This window comes from Vibrio sp. 1167, assembly GCF_033340375.1.
GTDB classification, from domain to species: domain Bacteria; phylum Pseudomonadota; class Gammaproteobacteria; order Enterobacterales; family Vibrionaceae; genus Vibrio; species Vibrio alginolyticus.
This window is the reverse complement of sequence record NZ_JAWOWK010000002.1, coordinates 541,843-565,690: the sequence shown is the minus strand read 5'-3', so window position 1 is coordinate 565,690 and position 23,848 is coordinate 541,843. Positions and strand designations below refer to the sequence as shown.

Annotated in this window: 22 protein-coding genes; 4 read left to right on the top strand and 18 right to left on the bottom strand. The window is 42.6% G+C overall.

Annotated elements, in window-relative coordinates; translation table 11 throughout:
* Positions 1-198 precede the first annotated feature (198 nt).
* On the top strand, positions 199-1,464 hold the full coding sequence (locus R7Z78_RS05860; protein WP_104975289.1) for an HD domain-containing phosphohydrolase: 1,266 nt from the start codon (positions 199-201) through the stop codon (positions 1,462-1,464).
* 54 nt (positions 1,465-1,518) lie between these two features.
* On the opposite strand, the gene R7Z78_RS05855 is transcribed toward R7Z78_RS05860, so the two are convergent.
* Both R7Z78_RS05855 and R7Z78_RS05850 read right to left on the bottom strand, forming a co-directional pair.
* Complete coding sequence (locus R7Z78_RS05855; protein ID WP_104975288.1) at positions 1,519-2,121, bottom strand: 2OG-Fe(II) oxygenase; 603 nt, start codon at positions 2,119-2,121, stop codon at positions 1,519-1,521.
* Positions 2,122-2,281: 160 nt separating this feature from the next.
* Positions 2,282-3,052 (bottom strand): TerC family protein, encoded by a 771-nt coding sequence (locus R7Z78_RS05850; protein WP_104975287.1) that lies wholly within the window; start codon positions 3,050-3,052, stop codon positions 2,282-2,284.
* A 411-nt stretch (positions 3,053-3,463) separates the two neighbouring features.
* On the opposite strand from R7Z78_RS05850, the gene R7Z78_RS05845 reads away from it, so the two are divergent.
* On the top strand, positions 3,464-4,402 hold the full coding sequence (locus R7Z78_RS05845; protein WP_005377737.1) for a LysR family transcriptional regulator: 939 nt from the start codon (positions 3,464-3,466) through the stop codon (positions 4,400-4,402).
* 19 nt (positions 4,403-4,421) lie between these two features.
* Here the strand turns inward: R7Z78_RS05845 and R7Z78_RS05840 are convergent, their stop codons facing one another.
* From R7Z78_RS05840 to R7Z78_RS05825, 4 genes are all read right to left on the bottom strand, one after another.
* Complete coding sequence (locus R7Z78_RS05840) at positions 4,422-5,303, bottom strand: YjjW family glycine radical enzyme activase (protein ID WP_031778972.1); 882 nt, start codon at positions 5,301-5,303, stop codon at positions 4,422-4,424.
* 22 nt (positions 5,304-5,325) lie between these two features.
* Positions 5,326-6,870 (bottom strand): YjjI family glycine radical enzyme, encoded by a 1,545-nt coding sequence (locus tag R7Z78_RS05835; RefSeq protein ID WP_053350580.1) that lies wholly within the window; start codon positions 6,868-6,870, stop codon positions 5,326-5,328.
* 212 nt (positions 6,871-7,082) lie between these two features.
* Positions 7,083-7,706 (bottom strand): LysE family translocator, encoded by a 624-nt coding sequence (locus R7Z78_RS05830; protein ID WP_025766704.1) that lies wholly within the window; start codon positions 7,704-7,706, stop codon positions 7,083-7,085.
* Between the two features lie 202 nt (positions 7,707-7,908).
* Complete coding sequence (locus tag R7Z78_RS05825) at positions 7,909-9,126, bottom strand: HD-GYP domain-containing protein (RefSeq protein WP_104975286.1); 1,218 nt, start codon at positions 9,124-9,126, stop codon at positions 7,909-7,911.
* A 487-nt stretch (positions 9,127-9,613) separates the two neighbouring features.
* On the opposite strand from R7Z78_RS05825, the gene R7Z78_RS05820 reads away from it, so the two are divergent.
* A complete protein-coding gene (locus R7Z78_RS05820; RefSeq protein WP_169644491.1) occupies positions 9,614-11,317 on the top strand; it encodes a putative bifunctional diguanylate cyclase/phosphodiesterase in 1,704 nt (567 codons plus the stop codon).
* A gap of 108 nt (positions 11,318-11,425) precedes the next feature.
* On the opposite strand, the gene R7Z78_RS05815 is transcribed toward R7Z78_RS05820, so the two are convergent.
* The 5 genes from R7Z78_RS05815 to R7Z78_RS05795 all read right to left on the bottom strand — a co-directional run bounded on the left by R7Z78_RS05815 (position 11,426) and on the right by R7Z78_RS05795 (position 15,756).
* Positions 11,426-11,899, bottom strand: coding sequence for a response regulator (locus R7Z78_RS05815; RefSeq protein WP_005377744.1), 474 nt, complete (start codon positions 11,897-11,899; stop codon positions 11,426-11,428).
* A complete protein-coding gene (locus tag R7Z78_RS05810; RefSeq protein WP_169644489.1) occupies positions 11,886-13,223 on the bottom strand; it encodes a sensor histidine kinase in 1,338 nt (445 codons plus the stop codon). The genes R7Z78_RS05815 and R7Z78_RS05810 overlap by 14 nt, the downstream gene beginning before the upstream one ends.
* 3 nt (positions 13,224-13,226) lie before the next feature.
* On the bottom strand, positions 13,227-14,645 hold the full coding sequence (locus tag R7Z78_RS05805; protein ID WP_017634015.1) for an SLC13 family permease: 1,419 nt from the start codon (positions 14,643-14,645) through the stop codon (positions 13,227-13,229).
* A 248-nt stretch (positions 14,646-14,893) separates the two neighbouring features.
* On the bottom strand, positions 14,894-15,358 hold the full coding sequence (locus R7Z78_RS05800; protein WP_005389117.1) for a GNAT family N-acetyltransferase: 465 nt from the start codon (positions 15,356-15,358) through the stop codon (positions 14,894-14,896).
* A 35-nt stretch (positions 15,359-15,393) separates the two neighbouring features.
* Positions 15,394-15,756: a hypothetical protein gene (locus R7Z78_RS05795; protein WP_025766707.1), complete on the bottom strand. Its 363-nt coding sequence runs from the start codon at positions 15,754-15,756 to the stop codon at positions 15,394-15,396.
* A 480-nt stretch (positions 15,757-16,236) separates the two neighbouring features.
* On the opposite strand from R7Z78_RS05795, the gene R7Z78_RS05790 reads away from it, so the two are divergent.
* Positions 16,237-16,794, top strand: a complete 558-nt coding sequence (locus R7Z78_RS05790) for a DUF3750 domain-containing protein (RefSeq protein WP_054574115.1) — start codon at positions 16,237-16,239, stop codon at positions 16,792-16,794.
* 51 nt (positions 16,795-16,845) lie between these two features.
* Here the strand turns inward: R7Z78_RS05790 and R7Z78_RS05785 are convergent, their stop codons facing one another.
* The 7 genes from R7Z78_RS05785 to R7Z78_RS05755 all read right to left on the bottom strand — a co-directional run bounded on the left by R7Z78_RS05785 (position 16,846) and on the right by R7Z78_RS05755 (position 23,836).
* Positions 16,846-18,423: a sensor domain-containing diguanylate cyclase gene (locus R7Z78_RS05785; protein ID WP_005389121.1), complete on the bottom strand. Its 1,578-nt coding sequence runs from the start codon at positions 18,421-18,423 to the stop codon at positions 16,846-16,848.
* 184 nt (positions 18,424-18,607) lie between these two features.
* On the bottom strand, positions 18,608-19,078 hold the full coding sequence (locus tag R7Z78_RS05780) for a heme-degrading domain-containing protein (protein WP_033905228.1): 471 nt from the start codon (positions 19,076-19,078) through the stop codon (positions 18,608-18,610).
* On the bottom strand, positions 19,075-20,115 hold the full coding sequence (locus R7Z78_RS05775; RefSeq protein WP_033905227.1) for an oxidoreductase: 1,041 nt from the start codon (positions 20,113-20,115) through the stop codon (positions 19,075-19,077). Before R7Z78_RS05775 ends, R7Z78_RS05780 begins: the two co-directional genes overlap by 4 nt.
* An 11-nt stretch (positions 20,116-20,126) precedes the next feature.
* The gene (locus R7Z78_RS05770) at positions 20,127-20,900 is read right to left on the bottom strand and encodes a DeoR/GlpR family DNA-binding transcription regulator (RefSeq protein ID WP_033905226.1); all 774 of its coding nucleotides are present in this window, start codon (positions 20,898-20,900) and stop codon (positions 20,127-20,129) included.
* A gap of 177 nt (positions 20,901-21,077) precedes the next feature.
* Positions 21,078-21,920: a hypothetical protein gene (locus R7Z78_RS05765; protein WP_033905225.1), complete on the bottom strand. Its 843-nt coding sequence runs from the start codon at positions 21,918-21,920 to the stop codon at positions 21,078-21,080.
* On the bottom strand, positions 21,910-22,530 hold the full coding sequence (locus R7Z78_RS05760; RefSeq protein ID WP_033905224.1) for an OmpA family protein: 621 nt from the start codon (positions 22,528-22,530) through the stop codon (positions 21,910-21,912). The genes R7Z78_RS05765 and R7Z78_RS05760 overlap by 11 nt, the downstream gene beginning before the upstream one ends.
* Positions 22,523-23,836 (bottom strand): TolC family outer membrane protein, encoded by a 1,314-nt coding sequence (locus R7Z78_RS05755; protein WP_033905223.1) that lies wholly within the window; start codon positions 23,834-23,836, stop codon positions 22,523-22,525. Before R7Z78_RS05755 ends, R7Z78_RS05760 begins: the two co-directional genes overlap by 8 nt.
* Between the last annotated feature and the right edge of the window lie 12 nt (positions 23,837-23,848).

Here is a 23,848-nt window from a genome sequence, read left to right as displayed (position 1 = left end):
TACTTAGTTCAAATATCTGACTCTTAACCATGAGCTTCAGGTGATATTATTATGCAACTAGGATTATTATCCCGCCCATAATCAAAACTATGTCTAAACGCCCACCTTTTTGGGGTCTATTCGCTGTCGTACCCAATTTTTCCTATCACCTTCTGATTTGGGTTTAGCGTGGGCTAATTAGCAATGTCGGTATAAACCATGAATCATTCTTGCCATTCCCATACGGACATGGGCTTTGAAGTCGATCTGAAACAAGCACTTATCTGGGTTGCTCGATCACTCGACTATGTCGGTGTTGATGATACGCACCATAGCCATCGTGTCGCTTACATAGCTTACCAATGTGCTCGGGTCATGAACTGGGAACCAGAAAAAGCGGAGTTTTGCTACTTCGCAGGGATGATCCACGATTGTGGGGTCTCCGAAACACAAGAACATAAAATGTTACTTGAGGAGTTGGTGCCACAAGATGTAAAAACACATTGCTTAAGAGGATACCGAAGCCTCAAGCAGTGTCGTTTGTTGCGTCAGTTTGCTACACCTGTTCTTTACCACCATACACATTGGAGTGAACTAAAATATCTTGATTTACCGCCTTTTGAAAAAGAGGTCGCTGCCCTACTCTATTTAGCCGATCGTCTCGATTTTATGCGTTCCAAATACGTCATGAACTGCCACTGTGACATTGTCACACTTCATGAAGAACTAATTGCAGAATGCATCATGGCAAACGCTGGAACTTTGTTTAATCCAGACATGGCTAAGGCAATGGTTAAGCTCGTTATGACCGACGCATTTTGGTTCGCGATGGAGTCTGAAAATATAGAAACCATCGGATTAAACTTTAAAAGCATTGATTGGCTTCAAAAACAGCTCACCATCCAAGATATGAATAGTTTGGGAATGTTTATCGCTCGAATTGTTGATGCAAAAAGCCCATTTACTTATCAACATTCGCAAAAAGTGGCGGAGTTATCTCGGTATCTAGCCATCAAGCTTGGGTTCTGTGAGCACGACCAAGAGATGTTATTTATTGCTGGGTTGGTGCATGATATCGGAAAGTTAAAAACACCAGATGAGATTCTTCATAAAGAAGGCTCTCTTAATAAACAAGAGTATACGCGTATTAAACGCCATACAATTGATACTCAGCTCGCATTACACAAAGTGTTTCCCAACGCTAAAATAGCGGAGTGGGCCTCTAATCATCACGAGCGTTTGGACGGTTCTGGCTATCCTTATCATAAAACAGGAGACGAACTCGATGTACCTTCGCGTATTGTCGCGGTTGCCGATGTTTTTCAAGCTCTGTCTCAGGACCGTCCCTACCGAGGACGAATGGCTCAAGCACAAATCGCCGCGATTATGGGCGAGCAAGTCGCTAAACAAGAACTTTGTTCTGACGTCTATGCAGTGCTAGAGCGAAACATGACCGAGTGTTACGAGCTATCAACTAATGTTTAATCGATAAAGGGCGTATCTACGCCCTTTGCTGATTTTGTGCAGGTTGCAAACCAATCATTTTGCAATATCAAGTACATTGTCTCGCACACCATTGATTCTGAACCAACCTGCAATACTGAAACGCTCAGCATTGGTCGGTAAAACCTCATGCGGGAATTGCTCAGATAAGAATAAAAGTAAGCGTCCCGATTGAGGAGAGATGGTTGCTATCTTATTATCATTTAGATCGTAAACCACCAATTCACCTGCATCCTTTTCCGTCCAAGATTCGTTCATGTAAAAAACGGTTGTCAATCGACGGTTTTCATTGCCCTTAAAACAATCTAGATGCTTTTGGTAGAAATCCCCTTCCTCGTACTTGGCAAAGTGAGCTTCATACTCAAAAAGTCCTAGAAACAAGTGACGGTTCACTTCTTGGCGTATTTCTTCCATCTTATCTAAGTAAGAAGTAACCGCGTGCCCCATATTGGGCGATAACCATTGAATTTTGTCACTTCGAATTGACTCAATACGAGTCACATCGTCATTACGACCAATACGCGCTTTTTTCCAGTTACTTGGAATGCAGTCTCGTAATTGAGCCACTTCTTGTTCAGAAAGAAAATCATCCCAGATGTAGTAGCCATGGGTTGCTAACGCATCGATCATTTTATCCATTATTGTCGTTCACTCATATTAGTTGGGCGGTCTATATAAAAAATCTTCAACCCCACAACAAATGCGATTTTTTGTCGAAACGACAACAAAATAAAAAGAGAGTAAAAATAGGTGATGACGAATATAAAAATGCCGCTCATATGAGCGGCAATATCTTTTATTATTGACGAGCTTCTAATCTGGTTGGATGAACTCGCAACGGACTAAGACGTTTAATAGTCGGGCGTTGTTTGTTTTTTAACTGGATATGGCAAAGTTCCAGAATTAAGCCGAATGCCATCGCAAAGTACACATAACCTTTGTTGATATGAATTTCGAAGCCTTCTGCCATCAATAAACCACCTAACAAAACGAGGAATAACAAAGCAAGTGTCTTAAAACCAGGGTAACACGACACCAGGTTATTGATTTTTTCGGCTGTCATGACCATCACGATAGCAGACGAAACAATCGCTGCGACCATAAGTGGGACATCACTTGTCAAACCAACGGCGGTTATCACCGAGTCCATCGAGAATACAGCATCCACGGCAACAATCTGCAACAGAACTACCGCTAAACCAGTACGGGCGTGAGTTGAGTGAGCCGACTCGTTGTGATTTAACCAACTCCACAACTCTTTCAGGCTTTTAGCCAAGAGGAATGCACCACCCGCAATCATGATGACGTCTCTTCCGGTAAGCGCATGGTTCGCCAAAGAAAATAGCGGTTGAGTCAGTTGCATGATCCAAGAGATTGAAAACACTAAACCAATACGAGCAATAACAGCAAGACCAATACCAAGGTTTCTTGCCAGCTTACGTTGGTGCAGCGGCAGTCTTTCACATAAGACAGAGATAAAAACGACGTTATCAACGCCTAAGACAACTTCAAGCGCAAACAAAGTGGCGAAAATAGCCCAAGCTTCTGGTTGCATAAAAAGTTCTAGCATGAGCATGTCTCCAATAATAAGAAGACATATGGTGAAGGGTTTTGTCGACTAAAGGGGTCGTCCATTAATTATTTATACCTTTGTTACTGAGGGATCATGAGTAAATCACCAAACAATCAACAAAACAATATCTATTTTAATTAACAAGGAACAAGTTTAATTCGTGTACAAATCAATCAACTCCTCCAAATTGATTAAAATTACATAGAAGCTTTAGAATTGAATAAATGAAAGCATTAAAGTCCAACAAAACTAAGATAAATTTCTAGACTTATAAGCACCATCAATCCTTATGCAACCCATTAAATGCATTGAGCTCAAAGAGAAACAGGCGTGTTTCCGAGATAAACAATAGTAAAAATTTGTTTCATGCTGATATACTGCCAAAAATCATAAGAAACCATGCTATTTATGGACTACATTGCTCTTTCGCGTATAAGCCTTAAACATCTAACTGTTTTACATATGTTGTTAACCACTCACAGCGTCACACTTGCGGCAGAACGCTTGTGTGTAACACCATCGAGCGTCAGTAAAACGCTCGGACAGTTGCGCGAAACGCTAAAGGATGACCTTTTTTACCGTGATGGCACTCGCTTAGTGCCGACAGCATTTGCGCTGCATATAGGCCCATCAATCCATGGCATACTCTCCAGTATGAATGGATTATTACATCAAGGCTCTTTCAATCCGGCTTACTATCAAGGTAGTTTTTCATTAGCAATGCGTGAAAGTTCATTTGAGCTCTTTGCGCCAGTTCTACAGCACTTGTCCCAACAACTGAGCAACCACGCGCACTTGAATGTCCATGCGAAAGAGGAAATGAGCTTCGATGCATTAGCAAGAGGTCAAGTGGATTTTTTGTTGCTTCCTCACGATCTCAGCCAACCACCCACACAAAATAAAGACTTGGTCTGGAAAACCATTTTGAAAGACGAAATGGTTTGCTTAATGAGAGCATCGAACCCACTCGCTGAGCAACCCTTATCTGTTGAAAGTTACCTTTGTGCAAGACACATCGGTATTCATGATAAAGATCTGTCACAACCTTATTTTGAGCAAAATCTCACCCAAAGGCATTCAAAGCGAAACTTGGCCATGCGTGTAGCCGACTTTGGTTCAGCTGCGGTGATGTGTCAGCACTCGGATTACTTGTTCACATGCTCCAAGCTTTGGGCAAGAGCGGCAATGCAAGCAAAAGGTTTGGTTGAACAAGCTCTTCCATTCGATTACGGACAGGTAGCCTACAGCCTCGTTTGGAACAAAGCGAGCTTAAACGATCCCGCTTTAAAATGGTTGCAGCAACAATTACTCGACGCCTGCGCCATGTTAGATGCCTGTGATGCGTAAGCATAGATAAACAACGGTACTACGTGAGTACTGTCGGCACTGTGATAGGGTTACTCACGTAGCATCGAAGCTCTGATTTTAAGCGTTCGATATCATGATGAGAGCACATATCCCAAGTTAACGCCTCCCCCACTACTCCGTGATGCTGAAAGGCATTTAAACGTATAATCACCGATTCAGGAAGAGTACTCAAGTAACGTCCAATTGCTACGATTTCTATATCTAAATCACTTTTTTGGGGAATATGCAGTAAGCGGACCTCGTACAATTTTTCGTGCTCAACAAGGTACTGAAGGGTTTTAAATACACGATGATTATCACGCCCAGTTAGCCACTGATGCGTCTCCGTCTGCCACGCTTTCAAATCGATCATTGCGCCATCCAGAAAAGGTAGAATACGCTGCCAGCCAGCAACCGCTAAAGAACCGTTACTGTCGATGAAACAAGAGAGGTGCCGTAATTCAGGATCTTGTTTTATCCCTTTAAACAGCTCAATAATGAAAGGAAGTTGTAAGGTAGATTCCCCACCGGATACAGTAACACCACTGATGAAAAAACGATGTTTGCGTATCAAATCGAGCATTGTTACTACAGAGTAGTCAGTAATTTTTGGATTAGATTGGTTCTGACATATCTCTATACAATGATCGCAGTGGGTGCACTCCTCTTTAAGCCAAACAACGTTGTTGTTTTCGTCGAACTTCAATGCGCCTGCTGAACATTCACTCACACACTCACCACAATGATTACAATGGTTTATCGTGTGAGGATTGTGGCAGTTCAAACACTGATAGTTACAACCCTGTAGAAAGATGACTAGACGATTTCCTGGCCCATCAACACAAGAGAAAGGAAGGATACGAGTGACTTTTGCCAAAAGGCTTCCACTTCGTCTAGACATCTTGTTCTTTCCTAAACCGAACTTATGCCTGCGTGTAAGTCGGTGTTACTTCATGACTCACCACACGTGGCGAGCGTTCTAAAATTTTGGTATTTTTTGCTGCTTCTGCACCTAGAAACGTCGTGTTGGTTCTCGAACCTTCTTTATCATATTTCGCGACATCTGAAAGTTTGATCATGTAGCCTGTCACGCGAATTAAGTCATTTGAAGTGACATTCGCGGTAAACTCACGATAACCAGCATTTAGTGCCCCTTTACATAAATTGAACATCGCTTCTGGGTTAGATTTCACCGTTTCATCAATCGTCAAAATATCGCTGATACCCGCACGATAATACTGATGATGCTTCGCCGTTGCTTGTACATAAGTGACAGGGTCTGGCTCTGCACCATAAGGCAGACGTACACCTGGCGTAACATCATGATCTAAGCTAATGCCGCCTTGTGCATGTAAGAGCGCTTTGCCATCTAAACCATATTTCACCGGGGTTGAGTCCACCAGTTTAGCCAGTGTTGCTGAAACATCATGAGCAAAAGTATTTGCTCGATCATTTTTTCCGTATCGCCCTATTTGCCCTTCTTTTTCAAATAGAAGGTTTACCGCTTCGGCCATGCCGTAAACGCCATACATTGGCGCGAAATAGGACTCTTTTATCAACCCTTCTTGCGTCAAAAAGCCTTGAAAGAAGTTCGATTTTTCATGCAAGTGCGTGCTTCTTGCGTTTATGAGCTCGACCATTAATCGATGGTAAGAAGGCAACGCACTGTTTAAGAAGTCGTTACAGTCTGATGCTCGTTTTGCAACTTCTTTTAAATTCATTCGCACCAATGTGTTCGAGCCACCTGCTAATGGAAGCGAGTTGTAGCAACTTACAATACCAAAGCGTGAGCCGTTGTAGGCTTTCGTGTGCATTGGGTAATTGGCGATATGCGGTTTACTGCATTCACAAATGTTCTGTGTCGCTTGACGAAGTAAATCATCAGGTGTAACTGTCTCGTCGTACATAAAGGTGAGATTCGGTGCGATCTGCTTGAGCTCCGCATCTACTTTTAAAACAGTGCGACAAATAATGTTGTCTGTCGGTCCGACATTCACATGCATAAACGCATCTGGCAATGTGCGATCCAGCATGATCCAAAAATGTTTTAACTTTTTGTAAATCTGGCTCTCTGTTAGGTCGCCTATGTAAGGCAACAAGACATCATCTAACTGGCCTAAGTAAACCGGAATGTTCGTTACCGAAGGAACATGATGGTAAATGATGGTCAGCATGTTCAACGCATCATCGAAATCATCAGCCGGAGACAACTCTAAATAGTCTGAGCCTTGCGATAGAAATTTAGCGTAATCAGGCAACACATAGCGAGGTTTAAACGGTGCATGACCTTCAAACATATCGCAGATGATGCCTTCATCCATTGCTTGTCTCAGTGATGGAGATACGGTCATGTAAGGAATGCACGCTTCAGCCTCTAAAGCTAAAAAACTCGACTTCTGTTTTGGAGAAAGACGGACGTCGGTCGCGATATCTAGAAAACGTTGTTGTAGTTTAGAAAGGCTTGTCATCTAAGATATTCCTACAAAGTAACCACAAGCCCACAAGACAAAATACGAGCTCTACCCCTAAAGAGTAACGTGATTTTACTCCTGCTTGGCTGTTGCCACTAATGAAAATAAACAAAACGTCTATTTCCATTCTGGAAATAAGACAAAGCTAAATTAGCGCATTCCAACTTACTATATGGGAAAACCTAACTGCGTACCGAAGTCTGTCTTATTTATCGGTTTGCCGTCGACAACATCACGCCTGCACCAATAAATACTCCCCCAGTCAAACGATTAAACAACTTCGCTCTTCCAGCGACAAACAACCAATCGGAGGCTTTTACCCCTAACAATGCATAAAATGTTAGCCAGCTAAGCTCAAAAACCACAAATGTAGACGCGAAAATCGCGTATTGAGACAGTAGCGGTGCGGAAGGTTCTATGAATTGAGGAAACAAAGCGGTGAAAAAGACTATCGCTTTGGGATTACTAGCGCCAACAATGAAACCACTAGTGAACGCGCTAAACGCTGTCGCGGAACTTTGAGTCGTTGCCGTTTTATTAAAATCTGTCTGAGATGAGCGCAACGCTTGAATACCTAACCAGATTAAATAAGCGGCGCCACACCATTTGATAATATTAAAAACTAACTCAGATGAAGCAATGACAACTCCCAGCCCGGTAAATGAGAGCGTAAGGATGATCGTAATCGCAGACAAACTGCCAAGCGCAGTCATGAAAGCAATACGAAACCCACTACTCACTCCTTTACTTAAACACAACAGTGAGCTTGGTCCTGGTGAAGCTGTGAGCACGAGAATAGCAAGAGTGTAAAAAATCCATGTATCTATTTGCATTGGCATCCCTTCCAGCAAAATGAGGTTTATAGCCCATTGTGTATAGAACTATTTTATCGCCCGGTTTCTATCCATGAAGCCGAGGTCTTAATAACCATCTTGCATCTAAACAACTTAGAAAAAATTAATAGATAGTTATGCAAATAAAATACGATCTACATGCAAGGATGTAAAGCCTGTTGTATAAGCTTATCTATTTCTCTTAATCATAAAAAGGCTTAGGATCGATCTCTAACGATGAAGGCGCTATCGCTCTTTCAATTTTGTACGCACTCGTTTTTAAATCCACCATCGTGACATCAATGTATCGTTTATACTTGCGGGAGTAGAAACATTTCACTTCTGGCTTTAATGCTTGAGATTCATTTGAAGACCAAACAATACCAACACGCCCATCGTTCAACTCGACAATAGAGCCTACGGGGTACATCCCAATGCAATTAATGAATTTGTAAACTAAGTCGGCGTCTAAATGAAATGGCGTTAGACTCAACAAGATTTTAAACGCTTCGGCAGAACTCATGCCTTTTTTGTAACAGCGATCAGCCGTTAGCGCATCGTAGATATCTACAATACAGCTCATACGGCCGTGAATTGGAATCTCCTCCCCCTTCAAGCCTCTAGGATAACCATTGCCATCTAACTTCTCGTGGTGCATCAAAGAAACATCACGGCTTACGTCACTAAGTCCTTTTACGTGAAGGATAATCTCACCTGCGAACACTTGATGTAGCTTCATATGTTCAAATTCTTCAGGCGTTAGCTTCGCTGGCTTGTGCAAGATCTTATCATCGACTTTAATTTTACCTACATCATGAATAATGCCACCTACAGCAAGCTGTTTTAGCGTTGGCTTATCCAAGCCCAAGTACTTACCGAATGACACTAAAAGACAAGCGACATTGACGGAGTGTTCCAATAAGTAAGAGTCTTTTTTTCGGAGTGCAGAGACACACTGCAACGCATCTGAGTCAATCAAAACACTTTCAATGACATCGTCAGCCCAAGCTTCTACTTCATCAACTTCAATGATTTTTCCTTCAAAAGTTTGATTCAATAGTTTCTGCGCCAAATCTTTTGCTTCGGCGATCAGCTTTTTGGCTCGCTTGTGTTGGATGTCTCTCGAACGATAAGTTCGTTGACCCCTCTTAAAATCTGAGTGTTTCTGCTCTCTCGTCTCTTTAGTGGCATCAGTTGATTCATCTACAGGCTTGAAGACACACTGCTGCGAAGATAATGTTTGATCTACCCAAACATACTTTACGCCACTTGTAGCAAGCTTCTTAATGCCTTCAGGGCTAGATATCCGCCCTGCATTGGCTAAATTGAAGCGCTTGTTGTGCTCTATCGCGGTAACAAACATACCAACGCCGATATCAGCGAGCGCAATTTTGATTGAATTTTTCGGATCGTACTGCATATAAAGAAGGCTTACTCGATATTAACGTCCGCATTATAAGAGATTTGATTACTTGGCGTGATAATAAATTTGAATTGATTACAATTAATGAGCATCCTGTCAATTAATAATCGGTCGCGCTCATTAAGTCCTTTTTGTTATTATGGTTTTATCCAAGATAACATATATACAAATGACGTTAGAAAACAGCACATTGATACCGACACAACTGAAAATAACTTTAGGATAATTATTCATAAATATTTATAGATTGCGGACGGCATCAATAACTGTATTTTATAAATGATTTTTACTGTTGACTATTTTTTATAAATGTCGATGATTAGCCGCCTAATCTTAGTATGTTATTAACCTAGTAGCGCATAAAATGATAGCCAAACAATTTGAACTGACACTTTTGTGATTGTAATGTACGCCAGCAGATCAACTCTATGTTATCAACCCCAACACTCATCTCTGATGCTAAAAGGCTCGAGGAGGAAATATCTTGACCACCATATTTGACCAACAAGTCTCAGATAGTGACCGAGAGTTCCTAAAAATCGTCGAAGAACGATTCATTCATATCTTCGATGTATTTAACGAAGGCCTCTTTTACATGGATGAGTTTGGCACCATGGTATTTTATAACAAGGGCTTTTATGAGCAGCTTGGTATCAACGCTGGTCGAATCAGCTTAGAGCAATGGTTAGACCTTGTTCACCCTCTCGATCGAGAAAGACTCTCCACTCGGGTCGATGCTCACATCATTACCAACAACACGAGGGTCACAACGACCTACCGCGTGCGTAAACCCAATGGACAGTACGTCTGGATTGAAGGTGTAGCCATGACCAAAGAAACAGAACATGGTCATTATATGGTTGGTAGCCACCGTGATATTTCTGAACGCAAGCTGATGGAAAGCTACATTCATCAAGTCGCATTTCATGACAATGCGTCAGGTATGGCTAATCGCGCCCATCTCTTGCTGGATATTGAAGATAGTGTGCGAGCCACTGATTCTTGTGCATCTATCTGTTACATTCAGATAGAAGAGATTAAATCTTACTTAAATCAATATGGCAGCGAGTTGGTCGATGGGTTAGTGGAAAAATTGCTACAAACTCTCAGTCACCTACCTTCTCCAAATAGTTCTGTATATCGCGTACATGATGATGACTTTGCGATTTTGATTCACGATGAATGCTCGGTAGAAACGCTGCAAAGTTATGCCGAAAGTTTAAAGGAAACCTACCACGAGGCAGTGATTGAAGAGGGCCAATACTTAGGAAGTAACATTAGTATTGGTTTGTATCCTTGCATAGATCCAAGTCACTCAGCAGAGGAAATATTACGTAAAGCAGCACGAACTTGTCAGTACGCAAGCGAGCAGAATAAAGACCGTATTGCGGTTTACAGTGAGAAAACTCAGCATGCCGTAGACCGTTATTTCTTTATTGAGCAAGGTCTAAAAAGTGCACTTGAAAAACAGACATTAAGCGTTAAGTTTCAGCCAATTATTGACGCCAAAAGCTCAAAAGTAGTGAGCTTCGAATCTCTGGTTCGCTGGCGTAGCAAAGAGTTTGGCGAAATTTATCCAGACGAATTCATCCCCGTCGCAGAGAACAAAGGTTTGATTGTCGAACTCGGATATCAAGTCTTTGCCAAAGCGTGTGAATTTATCAAAAACTACCGTGAGCGTTACCAAAACCAAGTTCGTGTAAACGTGAATGTTTCTGTACTTCAGTTAATGAATAGTGAATTCCCTGCGCGAATTAAAGCCATGGCGGATGAGGTTGGTGTCGATCCTGAGTCTATTGTGTTGGAACTAACAGAAACGTTTATTTTGGATAATAATCAGACAGCCATTGCCCCTCTGAATACCCTCAGGGAACTAGGATTTGCACTCTCTCTGGATGACTTTGGATCTGGTTACAGTTCATTAAATAGCTTCTTCGACCTCCCGATGACACAAATCAAAATTGATAGGTCGATGGCGTGGAAAACACTAACCAACCGCTCTTCACAAGAATATCTGAAGTTTCTTATCACTATGTGCCAGGAAAATAATATTGAAGTAGTGATTGAGGGAATTGAAGACGCCAAAATGTGTGAATTTTTTACCGAAATGGGCGTCGATTATCTGCAAGGTTATTGGTTCTCTAAGCCACTTTCTGTTGCCAGTGCAAGCCGCTATTCGTTGAGTTAAGCATACTAGAGCAATATTCCGCACGGCCACGTTAAACATGCTGAACTATTCACTATAGATTTCAGACACTAACTGGCCGTGACGAAAACAAAGCTTAATGCCCCCTAATTAACGTAGGCGTTCAAACACCACACTCTGATCTAAATGTTCGTGATACTGAGTGTAATCTAAGCCCACATCAAAGATATATTGGGTCACCAGGTTTCTAACGCACTCTATTAATTGGCTTGCTTGCCATGGTTTTTCAAAGTAGCGGTCAATGCCTGCGGAGTTGATCGCATTAATCGTATCGGTGTGCGTCGCTTGCCCGGTAAGAAGCACTTTCCTCGTAAAGCCAAAACGACCGTCTTTTGATACATCGGTCAGCAGTTCTACTCCCGTTTTACCTGGCATCACATGATCGGAAATAATCAATGCGATCATCTCGCCTTCTGCATCAAATTCATCCATCAGTTCTAGAGCCTCACCTGCTGATTCGCAGTCTTCGACATTCAACCATTGATTTAACGGCTCTAAATCTTGTAGAACCGCGCTTAGTACCTCTCGTTGGTCATCAACGCAAATTACATTAAGCTTCTCCATGTTCACCCTCTACTGGTAACTTGATTCTAAAAATCGTTTTTTCACTGTCGCTCTTTACCACAATAGAGCCGTTATATCCGGCGATAATGCGCTTCACAATCGACAGACCTAACCCTAAACCAAACGACAATCCCCCCTTTTTAGTGGTGAAGTTTGGCCGGAAAATTTTTCTACGTGTCGCTTCATCAATTTCTGGTCCGTTGTTAGCAATCGTGACCAAAATTTTACCCTTACTCTCCCGAGTATGTATTTCGATACTGGGTTTCTCCGTTTCACCAAGTGCATCGCACGCATTCTTTAAGATATTTACCCAAACTTGGACGAGTTCGGTTTGAGAACCAATAAAAGCAGGTAAATCCGCAGGGCTAAAACGAACACTCACTCGTCTTAAGTCACTTTGCAATAGAGCCAAGGCGCGATTGATTGAATCATTGATGTTAATCGCTTCATCCAAGTCGATATCCGTGCGCCCCAATTGTTTTACGGATCGCACAATGCCAACGGTATGTTTAGAAGCGATGCGTAAGTCATGGAGATCTCGCCCCATTTGCCAGAAACGTATCGCTTCTTCTGGTCTTTTTAGCCAATGTTCTGAAAGGAAGTTATTTGGAACGGCACGTGCAAGATCACGAGCAACCTCCTTGGTTAAACCGTAGTATTTTTCGAAGTGACGCCCCCGCTTTCTCGCTTCGCTAGAAGAGACTTTCTGCCCTTGCATTAAACCAAAATCAAAAAATTGACTCGCTTCCGGATGAACTTCTTCAAGCAGTTCCATGATAACTGTCTCTAGCCGTTCTGATTTACTGCTTACAACGCCTATCGCATTGTTCAACTCATGAGCAATACCCGCTGCAAGCTGCCCCAACGTTGTCATTTGCTCTGCGGTATGAAGCTTTTGTAGCGCTTTTTCTTTAGCTAATGCCTCTTGCATTGCACGCCGTTGACGACGAGATAATTCGTTAACCATCACAGGCATAAATTGTGTCGTCAATGGTCCGTATGTCGCCTCTTCCACGGCGGGCGTATCACGCTGTATCCAAGCCAATTCAACATCGGTTTGAGCAATCACTGTCGAAGAGGCAGTCCACGTACCAGAAAAGAAACTATGTACGCCAATAAACGCACCTTGAGACGCAGAAAATACCTGAATCGGTTTCTTGTCATCTTCCGCGTAATAGCCCGCCAGTTCTCCCGACAGCACATAGTACAAGCGATCATTGTAGCCAGCTTGCTCAATAAGCACCGACCCGGATAAAACCGTTAATCGGCGTTCAAGGTGATTAAAGTAGCGTTGTACTAACGCGTCTAACTTCGTTTCGTACATGGGTTATCCAATATGCCCAACAGTATGTAAAATCCACACCATCACAAAGCTGAGTAATACGCCAATCACGCCTAGCACGGCACCGATACGAGCCATTTGGCCGCTCTCGACATGCCCTGTTGCATGAGCTAACGCGTTTGGTGGCGTACTGATTGGTAACGACATACCGAGTGAAGCAGCAAATGTCACGACTAAGATCAGAGTAACTTCACCGCCGAGAGGCGTTAACGAAGCCATAGAGGTACCTAACGCAGCCATAATCGGCATCAGCAAGTTTGCGGTGGCAGTATGCGACATAAAGTTTGCCATTAACAAGCACAAGAAAGCCGCACCAAACAAGACAACATATGGCGAGAACTGATCAAACGGAATGCTGTGTACCACCAGCTTCGCAAGCCCGGTTTTATCTAGAGCAAGGCCCAGAGCAATACCGCCTGACACCAACCAAAGCACATCCCAAGAGATTTTCTTCAAGTCTTCTTTGTTGATGATGCCCGTCAATGAGAACACTGCCACCGGAATTAATGCTACTGTGTAAGAATTCATTCCATGTGCAGAACCCATCAACCAAAGAATAATCGTGCCGGCAAAGGTGACGTAAACCATTATTGCTTTGGGTGTTTTCAAAAACTTGCTTTTAATGTTCAGATCGATGGTGGTTTGTTCGGCTTTATACAAAAAGCCAATCAGAAACCAGGCTAACGCCATCATCACAATAACGAATGGCACACCAAATACCATCCATTCACCAAACGTAATTAAGTTGTCACCAACCAAATATTTTAGGGCGATGGCATTCGGTGGCGTGCCGATTGGAGTACCAATGCCACCAATGTTGGCTGCAACAGGAATACACAAGGCGAATGCAATTCGACCTGGGTCTTTAGGCCCGAAAACCGCTATCACAGGGGTTAAAATGGACAACATCATCGCTGTTGTTGCGGTGTTTGACATAAACATAGAAAAAACAGCGGTGATCAGCATCAACCCCAGCATAACGAACTTTGGTTTTTGTCCAAATGGTTTGAGTAACACTCGGGCTAAGTTGACATCTAACCTGTACTTTGTCGCCGCCATAGCCAAAAAGAAACCGCCGAGGAAGAGCATGATAATCGGACTAGCGAAGGTCGCCATTATCTCGTTGTATTGTAATAGCTCACCAAAATGTGGCTGCCCTTCTTGCAAACGAAAGAGCACAATACCTTTATTTGATACAAGCAATAGCTCTAGGACAATGATCACAACCGAAGTGGCGTAGATTGGAATTGGCTCGAATACCCAGCAAAGTGCGGCAAGCAAGAAGATTGCAATCACTCTTTGCTGGACGATAGTAATGCCATCAAATGGGAACGCAGAGAGAGGCATCAACCAAACAAGCAATGGTATCAATGTTGGAACAACGTATTTGAGATAAGGGCGCATAGTACTACTTCTCTTCCTGAGATGGTTAGCCAGACACATTTGGCGTTTGGAACGCTATTACCCGCCGCAAAACCAAAACTTTCAGACTGTTTTTAAGCCTTCAGAGACGAAATGCGGTAATGGCGTTCCAGAGAAGATTATGTACACTGTTTTCAAACAAAACGTTGGTGCGAGATCAATGAACTCGTTTTCACATTGGAAAACATTTTATATCTGTGTTCAAGCTCACTAAATGCTCACTATTTAAGTTAAATATACTTTTCCATCATAAAGTTAGTTAAGGTTTCTCCCCTAACCTCAACATGTTGTCGAGACTTAACTGTGAAACCCATTTTCTCGTAAAAAGGTCGGGCGGTAATACTCACTTCAGAATACAGTCGTTTTATCCCCTGTACTTTCGCCTGTGAAAAAAGAAAAGACATCAAATCACGACCAACACCTTGTCCTTGGTATTCATGATGGCAAAAGAAATGATCAATCAAGCCGTCACCTTGCAAATCACAATAGCCAACGACCTGCCCTTCTATCTCCGCGACGTATGGTTGAATATCGTCCATTTTTCGTTGCCACACATCGAGGTCAAAATCTGATGGTGCCCAAGCGGAAACTTGTGATTCCGTATAATCGCGACGATTAATGATTCGCACAGTATGGTAAAAGAGTGCCCACAGTGTTGGGGCATCCTCGGTGCGATAGCAGCGTATTGAGAGCATCAATTTCCTCATTCCTATTCAATAAATACTAAGCATTAACGCAAAGTGATACTAGTGAACTCATCATTTTCAATGCCAATCACTAAAGGCTTCCCAATCTGATCACTGTTCATCAGTACGGTTGTATTCAGCTCTCGGCTTGATCTGCGTATTTTGCTTTTTCTTATGATATGAACATTCACAATATAATCGGAATACTCCTTTATGATTCCGCCGGAAAATTCTACGTGCTCACTTTCATTGTCTCGGACAACATGAAATTTTCGATTGGCTTGAATATCAGTACTGATGGAGGAGTCACCATAGTTCAGCACAACGGACGTTGGTTCGCTATCTTGATTGGCAAAACAGCCAAATGCGAACATGCTTAATGCGAGTATACTTTTTGATTTAAACATTAATTATTCTATTTCTAGTTATTTTTCTGCTATTTGCATGACCAAACAGCACTTGTTCTGTGAGCGCCTATTGTGCCATAGCTGAACGCTGACTCTAAACGCGCAAAAAGATGAGCGATGAAAATTCCGCCCAAAACAAGCAAATGTGAGACAATGTGAGAGTCCCAAACTCACTCAATCAGTCAAAATCCACTGTAAACCTCTGTTTTTTTAATGCTTTTAATTCATGTGGCTGTGTAAGGAATACATACAACCTCTTACTTTTTCATACGCAACTAGACGAATCGTTCGAGAAATACGGCATCGTCTATGCCACATGTTACAAATCGGCTTACCTTATTATTGCGTATGAACTGGAATTATGGCACTAACTTCCCTCTCTCTTTTAATAAGGAGAGGATTTCAACAATCAGGCTTGCCACGTTTTTATAGCTAAAATCAATAGAGCGTTACCAACATCGGTTGGTCTAGGAGCAATAAATGAAAGACCTTCTCAACTTTACTCACCTTGTAAAAATTGGGTTCATGTCAATCGCGGTTATGCTGGGTGGATGCACTCAAGGAGATTGGCGTACTGCTAGCAGAGAACCTGCGGGTATCGCACCCGACCCTTCTAATGTTAAGCATGCTGTGATTGAGTTTTACGCCGCAGATGCGTTTGGTTGGCGAGGCTGGTTTGCTGTTCATACATGGTTTGCAATAAAGCCTGAAAATGCGAACGAATATACAGTGTATGAAGTAGTCGGCTGGAGAGTGAATCGCGGACAACCCGCTCTATATCAGTACCAAACTGGGACGCCAGATCGATATTGGTATGGTGCAAAACCAGAAAAGATCCTCTCCATACAAGGTGAAAAGGCCCGCCAACTTATCCCTAAAATACAAAGTGTGATTAACCAATACCCTTGGGCTGAAGAATATACTCTGTTTCCAGGGCCAAATAGCAATACATTTCCGGCTTGGGTGGGTAAACAAATTCCAGAATTAGAGCTGAACTTGCCGTTTCGCGCAATTGGTAGCGGTTACGCCAGCGATTAACAGCAAAGGTTAGTCACTGGCTCGTTTTATGTTCAGCATAAAGCGCAATATCTATTGTGCGTCGTCACCCAACTCCGTTCTATTTCTTCCATTATGTTTCGCTTTATAAAGTGCATTATCGGCGTCTTTCATTACCGCTTCAATTGGTGTGTCATTGCCTTTCCAGTGAGAAACGCCCAACGAAACCGTGACTTTACCAACCACCTGGAAGTCATGTTGTTCCACGTTGTGTCTAATACGCTCTGCAACATCCATAGCGTGGTTTACGTCTGTTTTTTCCAAAAACATCATAAATTCTTCACCGCCAGAACGACACAGGTGATCATTAGAGCGAGCTTGGTCTTTCATTAACTGCGCAAACTCTCTAAGTAAATTGTCACCCACGTCATGGCCATAGTTATCGTTTACGCTCTTAAAGTGGTCAATATCTAGCGCCAAAACAGAGAACGCGGTATTTTCCTGCTTAAACAAACCAAGAACTTTATCTAATCCACGTCGATTCAATAATCCAGTCATCGAATCTGTTAATGTATCCAGTTGCAGCTTATCAATGGTTTTTGACACGATACCAAATGCTTTAAGAAAGCTAAGCTTCAAATGTGAGACCTCAAAATACCAAGACTTAACCAGTTTGAGATCATCGATAGATGATGAATGTTCTTCGACACCTCGCACAGCACCAGCTAACTGCCAAAGTGGTCTAGAAATAAGAAGGGACAAGAACCAAATTAGCAGCAAAGTTAATAAACCAATTGGAATCGACTTAAGGAAAACATTCCACATCTGTTCATCTAGCACAGATAACGTCATCGATTTCGGGCGCTGAGCAACAATTCCCCATCCTGATGACTTTACTGGCGCATAACCAGCAAGCATTTCGACGCCGCGAGAGTTAACAATTTCTTTGTTGCCGCTCTGCCCCATCGTCACCGCTTTGATTGCTTCATTATCGTCGATTACTTCACCAACCCTCGATTGATCTGGGTGATAAATCAGAGTGTTACTCTCATCGACAACGTAAAGGAAAGAACCATCTTTGTATGCGTGCTGGCTGAGTAACTCTGCGAGAATATTTTCTTTTTCTAGATAAATAGTGCCGCCGATATAACCTAAATATTCATTAGATTGAGAAAATATAGGGTATGAGATGGTTAACAAGTAATTTCCAGCGGGCGATATAAATGGTTCAGTAACAACTGGTGCTTGAGCGTTTAAAGATTGGCGTTTTCTTTCACCCACTAACCTTACACCTTTCACCTGAAGTGTTTCAGGTGATACGGAAATAATAACCCCTTTTGCATTAACGACAACCACAGAGTTAAATGATTTGGTTTGCGTTCTTAATCTCTCAGCCTCTTTATCAAGAAGCTGAGCGTCATGCATCTTGTCTTTTAGCACGTTCGCACTGTATTTTAGCTGCGACATTGAGCTTTCTATGAAAGAGTCTGTCATTTCAGACATTTTTTGGGCGTAAACACGGTTTGATTCTAACGTGTTATTGATGATGAGATCCCTTTGAACACGATAAATCGAGTAGAATGCGTTGATCAAAGTGACAAGCACACTGAACACACATAGGGTGACAATAAGATTTCTAAGATTGAGTTTTTCTTTTCTTCTAAAAGACATTGCCAATGGCCAACTTTGAAGGCTTTCTATATGAATGAGCGTATAGGTTATATGAAATTGATTTGATTTTCAGGTAGTAAGTTGGGATCAATGTTAATATTTGCTCACATTAAAGAACACTTTATGAGCTAAAAAGAGAATTCAGTAGCACGATAAAGAACCGTGCTACTTTCATATTTGGCGTTTAAGAGGGTTTTGTCTCTGTCATCGTTTTTAATATATCCACAACTAGCTGATGATCATCTAACTGCGGTAAACCCGATACCGTCACAACCCCAACCAAACCAGACCCAGAAAGCCGAATTGGGAACGCGCCACCATGAGCACAGTACTCACGAGCATCGAGATGAGGCTGATTTTCGAAATCACGTTGCTTTTGCTTGTTGTACAGAGAAAGATAGTAAGAGCTGTGGCCATACCTTAATACTGAGTTTCGCTTCCTACGGACCCAATCTAAATGATCAGCGCAGGTTCCTGCCATCGCGTATTGAAATAGCGTTTGTCCAAAGCCGTAAACCTCAATAGCAACAGCCGCGCCGCGAGCTTCAGCCTCTTCTTTTAGAGCGAGGCCGATAGACCACGCAATATGGTGATTAAATTCCGCCAACTGAAGTTCATGCTCTTGCAGGGCCACGAGTTCAAGCGTCAAACTCATGGTTTCACCTGAATCGTTTTACCCGTTTTACTGCTTTCCAATGCCATCTCAATCAGAGCGATATTCTGTACTGCTTGAGCGGCAGGAACCGGGTTATCAGTGCCCAAACGAATGGCGTCTGCCACACCAACAAAGTAAGCTTGGTACTCGCCTCTCTCCGTTTTGATAGTTTGCGCACCGTCTTCGTCGTAACGGACGCCGTATAACACCTCATCTTCTTCCGACCAAGCATCGTTTTCCGGCAAACGGCCTTCTTTTAAGTAGCCCTCTTGAGGATCTAATCCGAACTTTTCATATTTAGCTTCCGTACCCAATACTTTGTAGCGGAGATTCGGCTCTGGGCTATACAAGTTTGAATGCAAGTGCACAATATGCTCAGGGTAATGAAGTATCAAGTTGTAATAATCAATCGTCGTCGCGCCCGGACGCATCATTCGACATTGTGCGTCTATCGCATCTGGCAAGCCAAACAACACCAATGCTTGATCGAGAAGATGAGGAGCAAGGTCGAATAGAATACCACCACCATCTTGAGCTAGCTCTCGCCAGCGTTGACGAACTTCAGGGCGGTAACGGTCAAAGTGTGACTCAAACAGCTTTATATCACCTAACTTACCTTGTTCGATAAGAGATTTAACCGTGAGAAAATCTCCATCCCAACGTCTATTGTGAAAAACGCTCAGCACTAGACCTTTCTCTTCCGCCAAGGCGATAAGTTCATTACCGTCTTCTATACGAGTAACAAACGGTTTCTCGACGATGACGTGTTTCCCATTGTTCAACGCACGCTTTGCAAGTTCGTAATGTACGTCATTTGGCGCAGTAATGATTACAAGCTCTGCATCACTATCATCGAGTAAAGTATTCGCATCAGAAAACCACTTAGCATCTGGCCAATCATTTTGAACCGCCTCCTGTTGACGAGAGCTTATCGCGCTCAGCGTTAAATTTGGTAGCGCTTTAATGAAGGGTAAATGAAACGTTTTTGCTGAATATCCGTAACCAATCACAGCGGTTTTTACGGGATCGTAAGCCATTGTAAGATTCCTTATTTCGGTGATACAACAATACATTCAATATCATTGTGATCGAGGAGTTGTTGAAAATCTGATTGAGGGGGATGGTCTGTAATAATGATGTCGATCTTTGACAAATCACATACGTGGTGGAAATTGTCGCTACCAATTTTTCGGGATTCACAAACGACGATGACCTGCTGAGCTTGAGCAATCATCGCTTGTTTCATTGTTGCTTCTAACAAACTATTTGTTGTCAGCCCTCGGGATGACAACGCACACACGCCAATGAACGCTTTGTTCACGTGATAATGCTGCATTTGCTGCTCTGCTTGCGCCCCTAAAACTGCTCTGGCATAAGGGTCAAAGTGTCCGCCTAAGAAATAAACGTCCATTGTGTCGTTTGTCTCAGCAGCGGTCAGCACATCAATGCTGTTAGTAACGACGTTGAGCTTGTTTTCTCCACAATGTGCTTTTCCTGCATAGAGTGGGAGCAGAGATAAAATGGTGCTGGTATCAATAACAAGATGGTCGCGCTCATCCAACAACGCTGCGGCAGCTTGAGCCAGTCGATGTTTAACGTCACTCACGGGTCGACTCGCGTATGCCTCGGTATGGGAAGAGATCGGCGCAAGCATGACACCACCTCGTATTCTTTGTAACCCAGGTTGCTGACTCAACTTAACTAAGTCTCGGCGAGCTGAATCTCGCGAGATACCAAAGTACTCACAAACTTCAGACAACGTTACTTTGTTTTGCTGCTCCAGCTTCGCTCTGAGTGCTACGAGTCTTTCTTCTTGTGTCATAACTTAAATTCACTTAAGTGATTTTAAGTGAATTTGCCACAATAATAGAAAAATTACCAACAAAACCACTTACAACCAACTCAATTGACCAAAGGTTAACCAAAGATAAATGAGCAGCAAGGCAAAACTTCCTAGGACGGTACGTTCACTCAGCCCACATAGTTAGGCGTATGAAGTTTATTTATACCCGTTTAAAACAACTGGCTCATCTAGCCCTAACTTCACTCTATTTCTTTTAATAAGCGCTTTTGGTAGTGGAATAAACCCAGCATTTCGTACCTGTTGTGTATTGTGGTCGGTTGTAAGGAGTTCAAATAGCTTTGATTTTTTGATCTTCTGATTAGTGTCGAATTGTTTATTTATATAAACGTAATAGACCACGGAAAATGGATAGCGAAGAGAATAGATGCAATCTGTGCTCAAAGAGCATGAGTCATCGTTATGATGAACAGAGAGAGCCTTGTAGCTCGACCACTGTTCTGAGTATTTAAAATCGGAGTATCGCATATAAGCTTTGGCTGACAAGTCGTCGCTTAAAGCCCGTTTCAATCGGTCTTCATCAAGCATTTGAATCGATGATTGACAACCATTAGAGCTCACACCTGGGTTACTTAAACGCATCTCCCCGAAAGCATACGTATTTGCATCACAGCGTTTCAATTCACTAACGGAAACACTATCTACCGTACTCTTTTGACTATTGATTACGACAATAGCGTTTGCCATTAAAAACAAACGTGTAGGCCTGTGGCCTCTTTCTCGTTGAAATCGGGAGATGTTTTCATCTGACCATTTCTTAGATGTGATCGCAATAGAGGTTCCGTCATTTAGCATGTCGTTAAAACCACCAGACTGAGATGCAAGCGCTACATTTACACTTGGCTCATCTATCAATGTTTCTATCGTTTCTAGTATCTCTGGCTCGACAAAAATCGATGTTCGAGCCTCAGAGTCAGAAAATGCCAGCGGTGAAATCAAACATGAAGCTAGAGCAAAGAAAGGCAATACTTTAATTTTCATAATTCAACTCCAACTTCGAATTAGGTGTCAACTCGCTGTCCGAACTAAATATAGTCCACGCTTGTTCAGTACTTTCAGCTTTCGTGTTTACAACAGCAATTGTGCGCCTTTCCCGTTTTTTTAGTTGTACCGTCAATGCCGTATTCTGATAAAACTCTTGCTCTTCAATTCGATTATCTTGAATGCCGTTTCTCACTAGCAATTTTCGTATAGCTGCCGTTCTTTTCTTTGCCAACGCTTTGTTGTATTCGAGTGACGCTTCAGGGCTTGTGTCTCCTATCAGTATGACTTGCGCATTTGGGTTACTCTGAAGCAGTGCTTTCAATTCGCTTAGCGGCATATCATGAAATGGCGTTACCTGATGCTCATCCATCGCAAAGAAAAAACTGATCAGGTGTGTCTGCGAGTCGTTGACCCAATTCGCACAGCCTTCACTGTCAACAACGACACCTTTTGGCGTATCTGCGCAGTTATCTCGTTGGTTTATCACGCCATCACTATCATTGTCTTTAAGGTCGTTGTACTGGTAAGTGGTCAACGTCGTATTCGGTGATTCAGCACAGCCTGCTAACATAAAAACTAGAAGACTCGTCACTGCGAATTTATCCATTATTGTTCTCCTTCCAGTTCTCTGGATACTCAACTCGCAACGCATAAGTCAGAATCCCCATCGAGTTGAATAAACGGTAAGTGGCAACCAAATGATCGTACTTTGTTCGGGTATAGTTCCGTCTCGCAACAAACGTTTCAACTTTGGCATCTAATACATCTAACAAACTGCGTCGCCCTACATTGAACTGCTGGATGTACCCTAATTCAGTTACTTTCGCCGCATCAACGTTGACTTTTAAATACTCCATTTGCTGTTGAAGCAATGTATGTGCGTCCCATGCTAGCCTTACACCTTCATTCGCATCTAGTTCTGCATTTGCTCGAATAGCCCTCGCCTCCTCTACTCTCCAGGCGGATGACTCCACTCGGGAGTCTGTAGAAAAGCCGTTAAAAAGATCGTAGTTGACCGTCAGCATAACCTTTGCATCTTCGTTAATGCCTTCAATATTATCCACGTTGTCTGTTTTGTTGGCTGACAGCTCAAGCTTGAGCTCTGGGTAGTAATCCCCCTTTTCTCTTTTTACTTCATGTCGAGCCGCCTCTAAATCTTTCATCGCTGACTGTATGGATGGGTGCAACCTAACCGCTTGTTTGAGTGCTTCGTCAAGCTTATTCGGAAGCAACTCCTGCGGGTAAACAGGTTCAACTAAGTTTTGCGGCGCTCGACCAACCAAACGTACAAATCTTGTTCTAGCATCGGAAAGATTGTTTTGGGCGGCAATCAATGAGGACTGTGTTGTCGCGACACGCGAAGAAACCTGCGCTAAGTCGGAGTTGCTGGTTAAACCTTTTTCTTTTTTATCTAGAATGAAACGGTAGATCTCTTGGTGTTCATTTAGGTTTCTTTCTGTCAGTTTCATCAACTCTCGGGCATGTAAAACATCCACATACGCTCTGACAGTATCTAATGCAACATTTTCCGCAGATGCCAATAAGTCCAAGCGTTCAGCTTCAGCCTCGTAAGATAGGCGATCAACATCAGCACTTGTTTTAAATCCATCAAATAACAGTTGGGAGATTCTTACGCCCATCTCCGTTCTTTCTAATGTTCTATCTTCACTGTCGATGTAGTTTCCGTTGTTATATCGAGTACCTTCGTACCCTGCTGCTGCATACAAATTAACCTGAGGAAGAAATGAACCATTTATGGCATTTCGGTCTCGTACCATCGACTCATAGCGAGAATAGCGAGCAAGCAAACTGGGGGAGCTATCGAGAGATAACGTAACTGACTCTTCTAAAGTCAAAGCGTTTGGCGACGATGATACTGCAAACAAGACCAATAACGTTGATTTAAGCCGCATCTTATATCCTTA

What these genes read in the sequence shown, in the direction of transcription:
- R7Z78_RS05845 (WP_005377737.1), top strand. Translation starts at nt 3,464, where the DNA reads ATGGACTACATTGCTCTTTCGCGTATAAGCCTTAAACATCTAACTGTT.
- R7Z78_RS05795 (WP_025766707.1), bottom strand. Translation starts at nt 15,756, where the DNA reads ATGTTTAAATCAAAAAGTATACTCGCATTAAGCATGTTCGCATTTGGC.
- R7Z78_RS05790 (WP_054574115.1), top strand. Translation starts at nt 16,237, where the DNA reads ATGAAAGACCTTCTCAACTTTACTCACCTTGTAAAAATTGGGTTCATG.
- R7Z78_RS05810 (WP_169644489.1), bottom strand. Translation starts at nt 13,223, where the DNA reads ATGTACGAAACGAAGTTAGACGCGTTAGTACAACGCTACTTTAATCAC.
- R7Z78_RS05850 (WP_104975287.1), bottom strand. Translation starts at nt 3,052, where the DNA reads ATGCTAGAACTTTTTATGCAACCAGAAGCTTGGGCTATTTTCGCCACT.
- R7Z78_RS05840 (WP_031778972.1), bottom strand. Translation starts at nt 5,303, where the DNA reads ATGTCTAGACGAAGTGGAAGCCTTTTGGCAAAAGTCACTCGTATCCTT.
- R7Z78_RS05855 (WP_104975288.1), bottom strand. Translation starts at nt 2,121, where the DNA reads ATGGATAAAATGATCGATGCGTTAGCAACCCATGGCTACTACATCTGG.
- R7Z78_RS05775 (WP_033905227.1), bottom strand. Translation starts at nt 20,115, where the DNA reads ATGGCTTACGATCCCGTAAAAACCGCTGTGATTGGTTACGGATATTCA.
- R7Z78_RS05860 (WP_104975289.1), top strand. Translation starts at nt 199, where the DNA reads ATGAATCATTCTTGCCATTCCCATACGGACATGGGCTTTGAAGTCGAT.
- R7Z78_RS05785 (WP_005389121.1), bottom strand. Translation starts at nt 18,423, where the DNA reads ATGTCTTTTAGAAGAAAAGAAAAACTCAATCTTAGAAATCTTATTGTC.
- R7Z78_RS05755 (WP_033905223.1), bottom strand. Translation starts at nt 23,836, where the DNA reads ATGCGGCTTAAATCAACGTTATTGGTCTTGTTTGCAGTATCATCGTCG.
- R7Z78_RS05805 (WP_017634015.1), bottom strand. Translation starts at nt 14,645, where the DNA reads ATGCGCCCTTATCTCAAATACGTTGTTCCAACATTGATACCATTGCTT.
- R7Z78_RS05815 (WP_005377744.1), bottom strand. Translation starts at nt 11,899, where the DNA reads ATGGAGAAGCTTAATGTAATTTGCGTTGATGACCAACGAGAGGTACTA.
- R7Z78_RS05800 (WP_005389117.1), bottom strand. Translation starts at nt 15,358, where the DNA reads ATGCTCTCAATACGCTGCTATCGCACCGAGGATGCCCCAACACTGTGG.
- R7Z78_RS05825 (WP_104975286.1), bottom strand. Translation starts at nt 9,126, where the DNA reads ATGCAGTACGATCCGAAAAATTCAATCAAAATTGCGCTCGCTGATATC.
- R7Z78_RS05760 (WP_033905224.1), bottom strand. Translation starts at nt 22,530, where the DNA reads ATGGATAAATTCGCAGTGACGAGTCTTCTAGTTTTTATGTTAGCAGGC.
- R7Z78_RS05835 (WP_053350580.1), bottom strand. Translation starts at nt 6,870, where the DNA reads ATGACAAGCCTTTCTAAACTACAACAACGTTTTCTAGATATCGCGACC.
- R7Z78_RS05765 (WP_033905225.1), bottom strand. Translation starts at nt 21,920, where the DNA reads ATGAAAATTAAAGTATTGCCTTTCTTTGCTCTAGCTTCATGTTTGATT.
- R7Z78_RS05780 (WP_033905228.1), bottom strand. Translation starts at nt 19,078, where the DNA reads ATGAGTTTGACGCTTGAACTCGTGGCCCTGCAAGAGCATGAACTTCAG.
- R7Z78_RS05770 (WP_033905226.1), bottom strand. Translation starts at nt 20,900, where the DNA reads ATGACACAAGAAGAAAGACTCGTAGCACTCAGAGCGAAGCTGGAGCAG.
- R7Z78_RS05830 (WP_025766704.1), bottom strand. Translation starts at nt 7,706, where the DNA reads ATGCAAATAGATACATGGATTTTTTACACTCTTGCTATTCTCGTGCTC.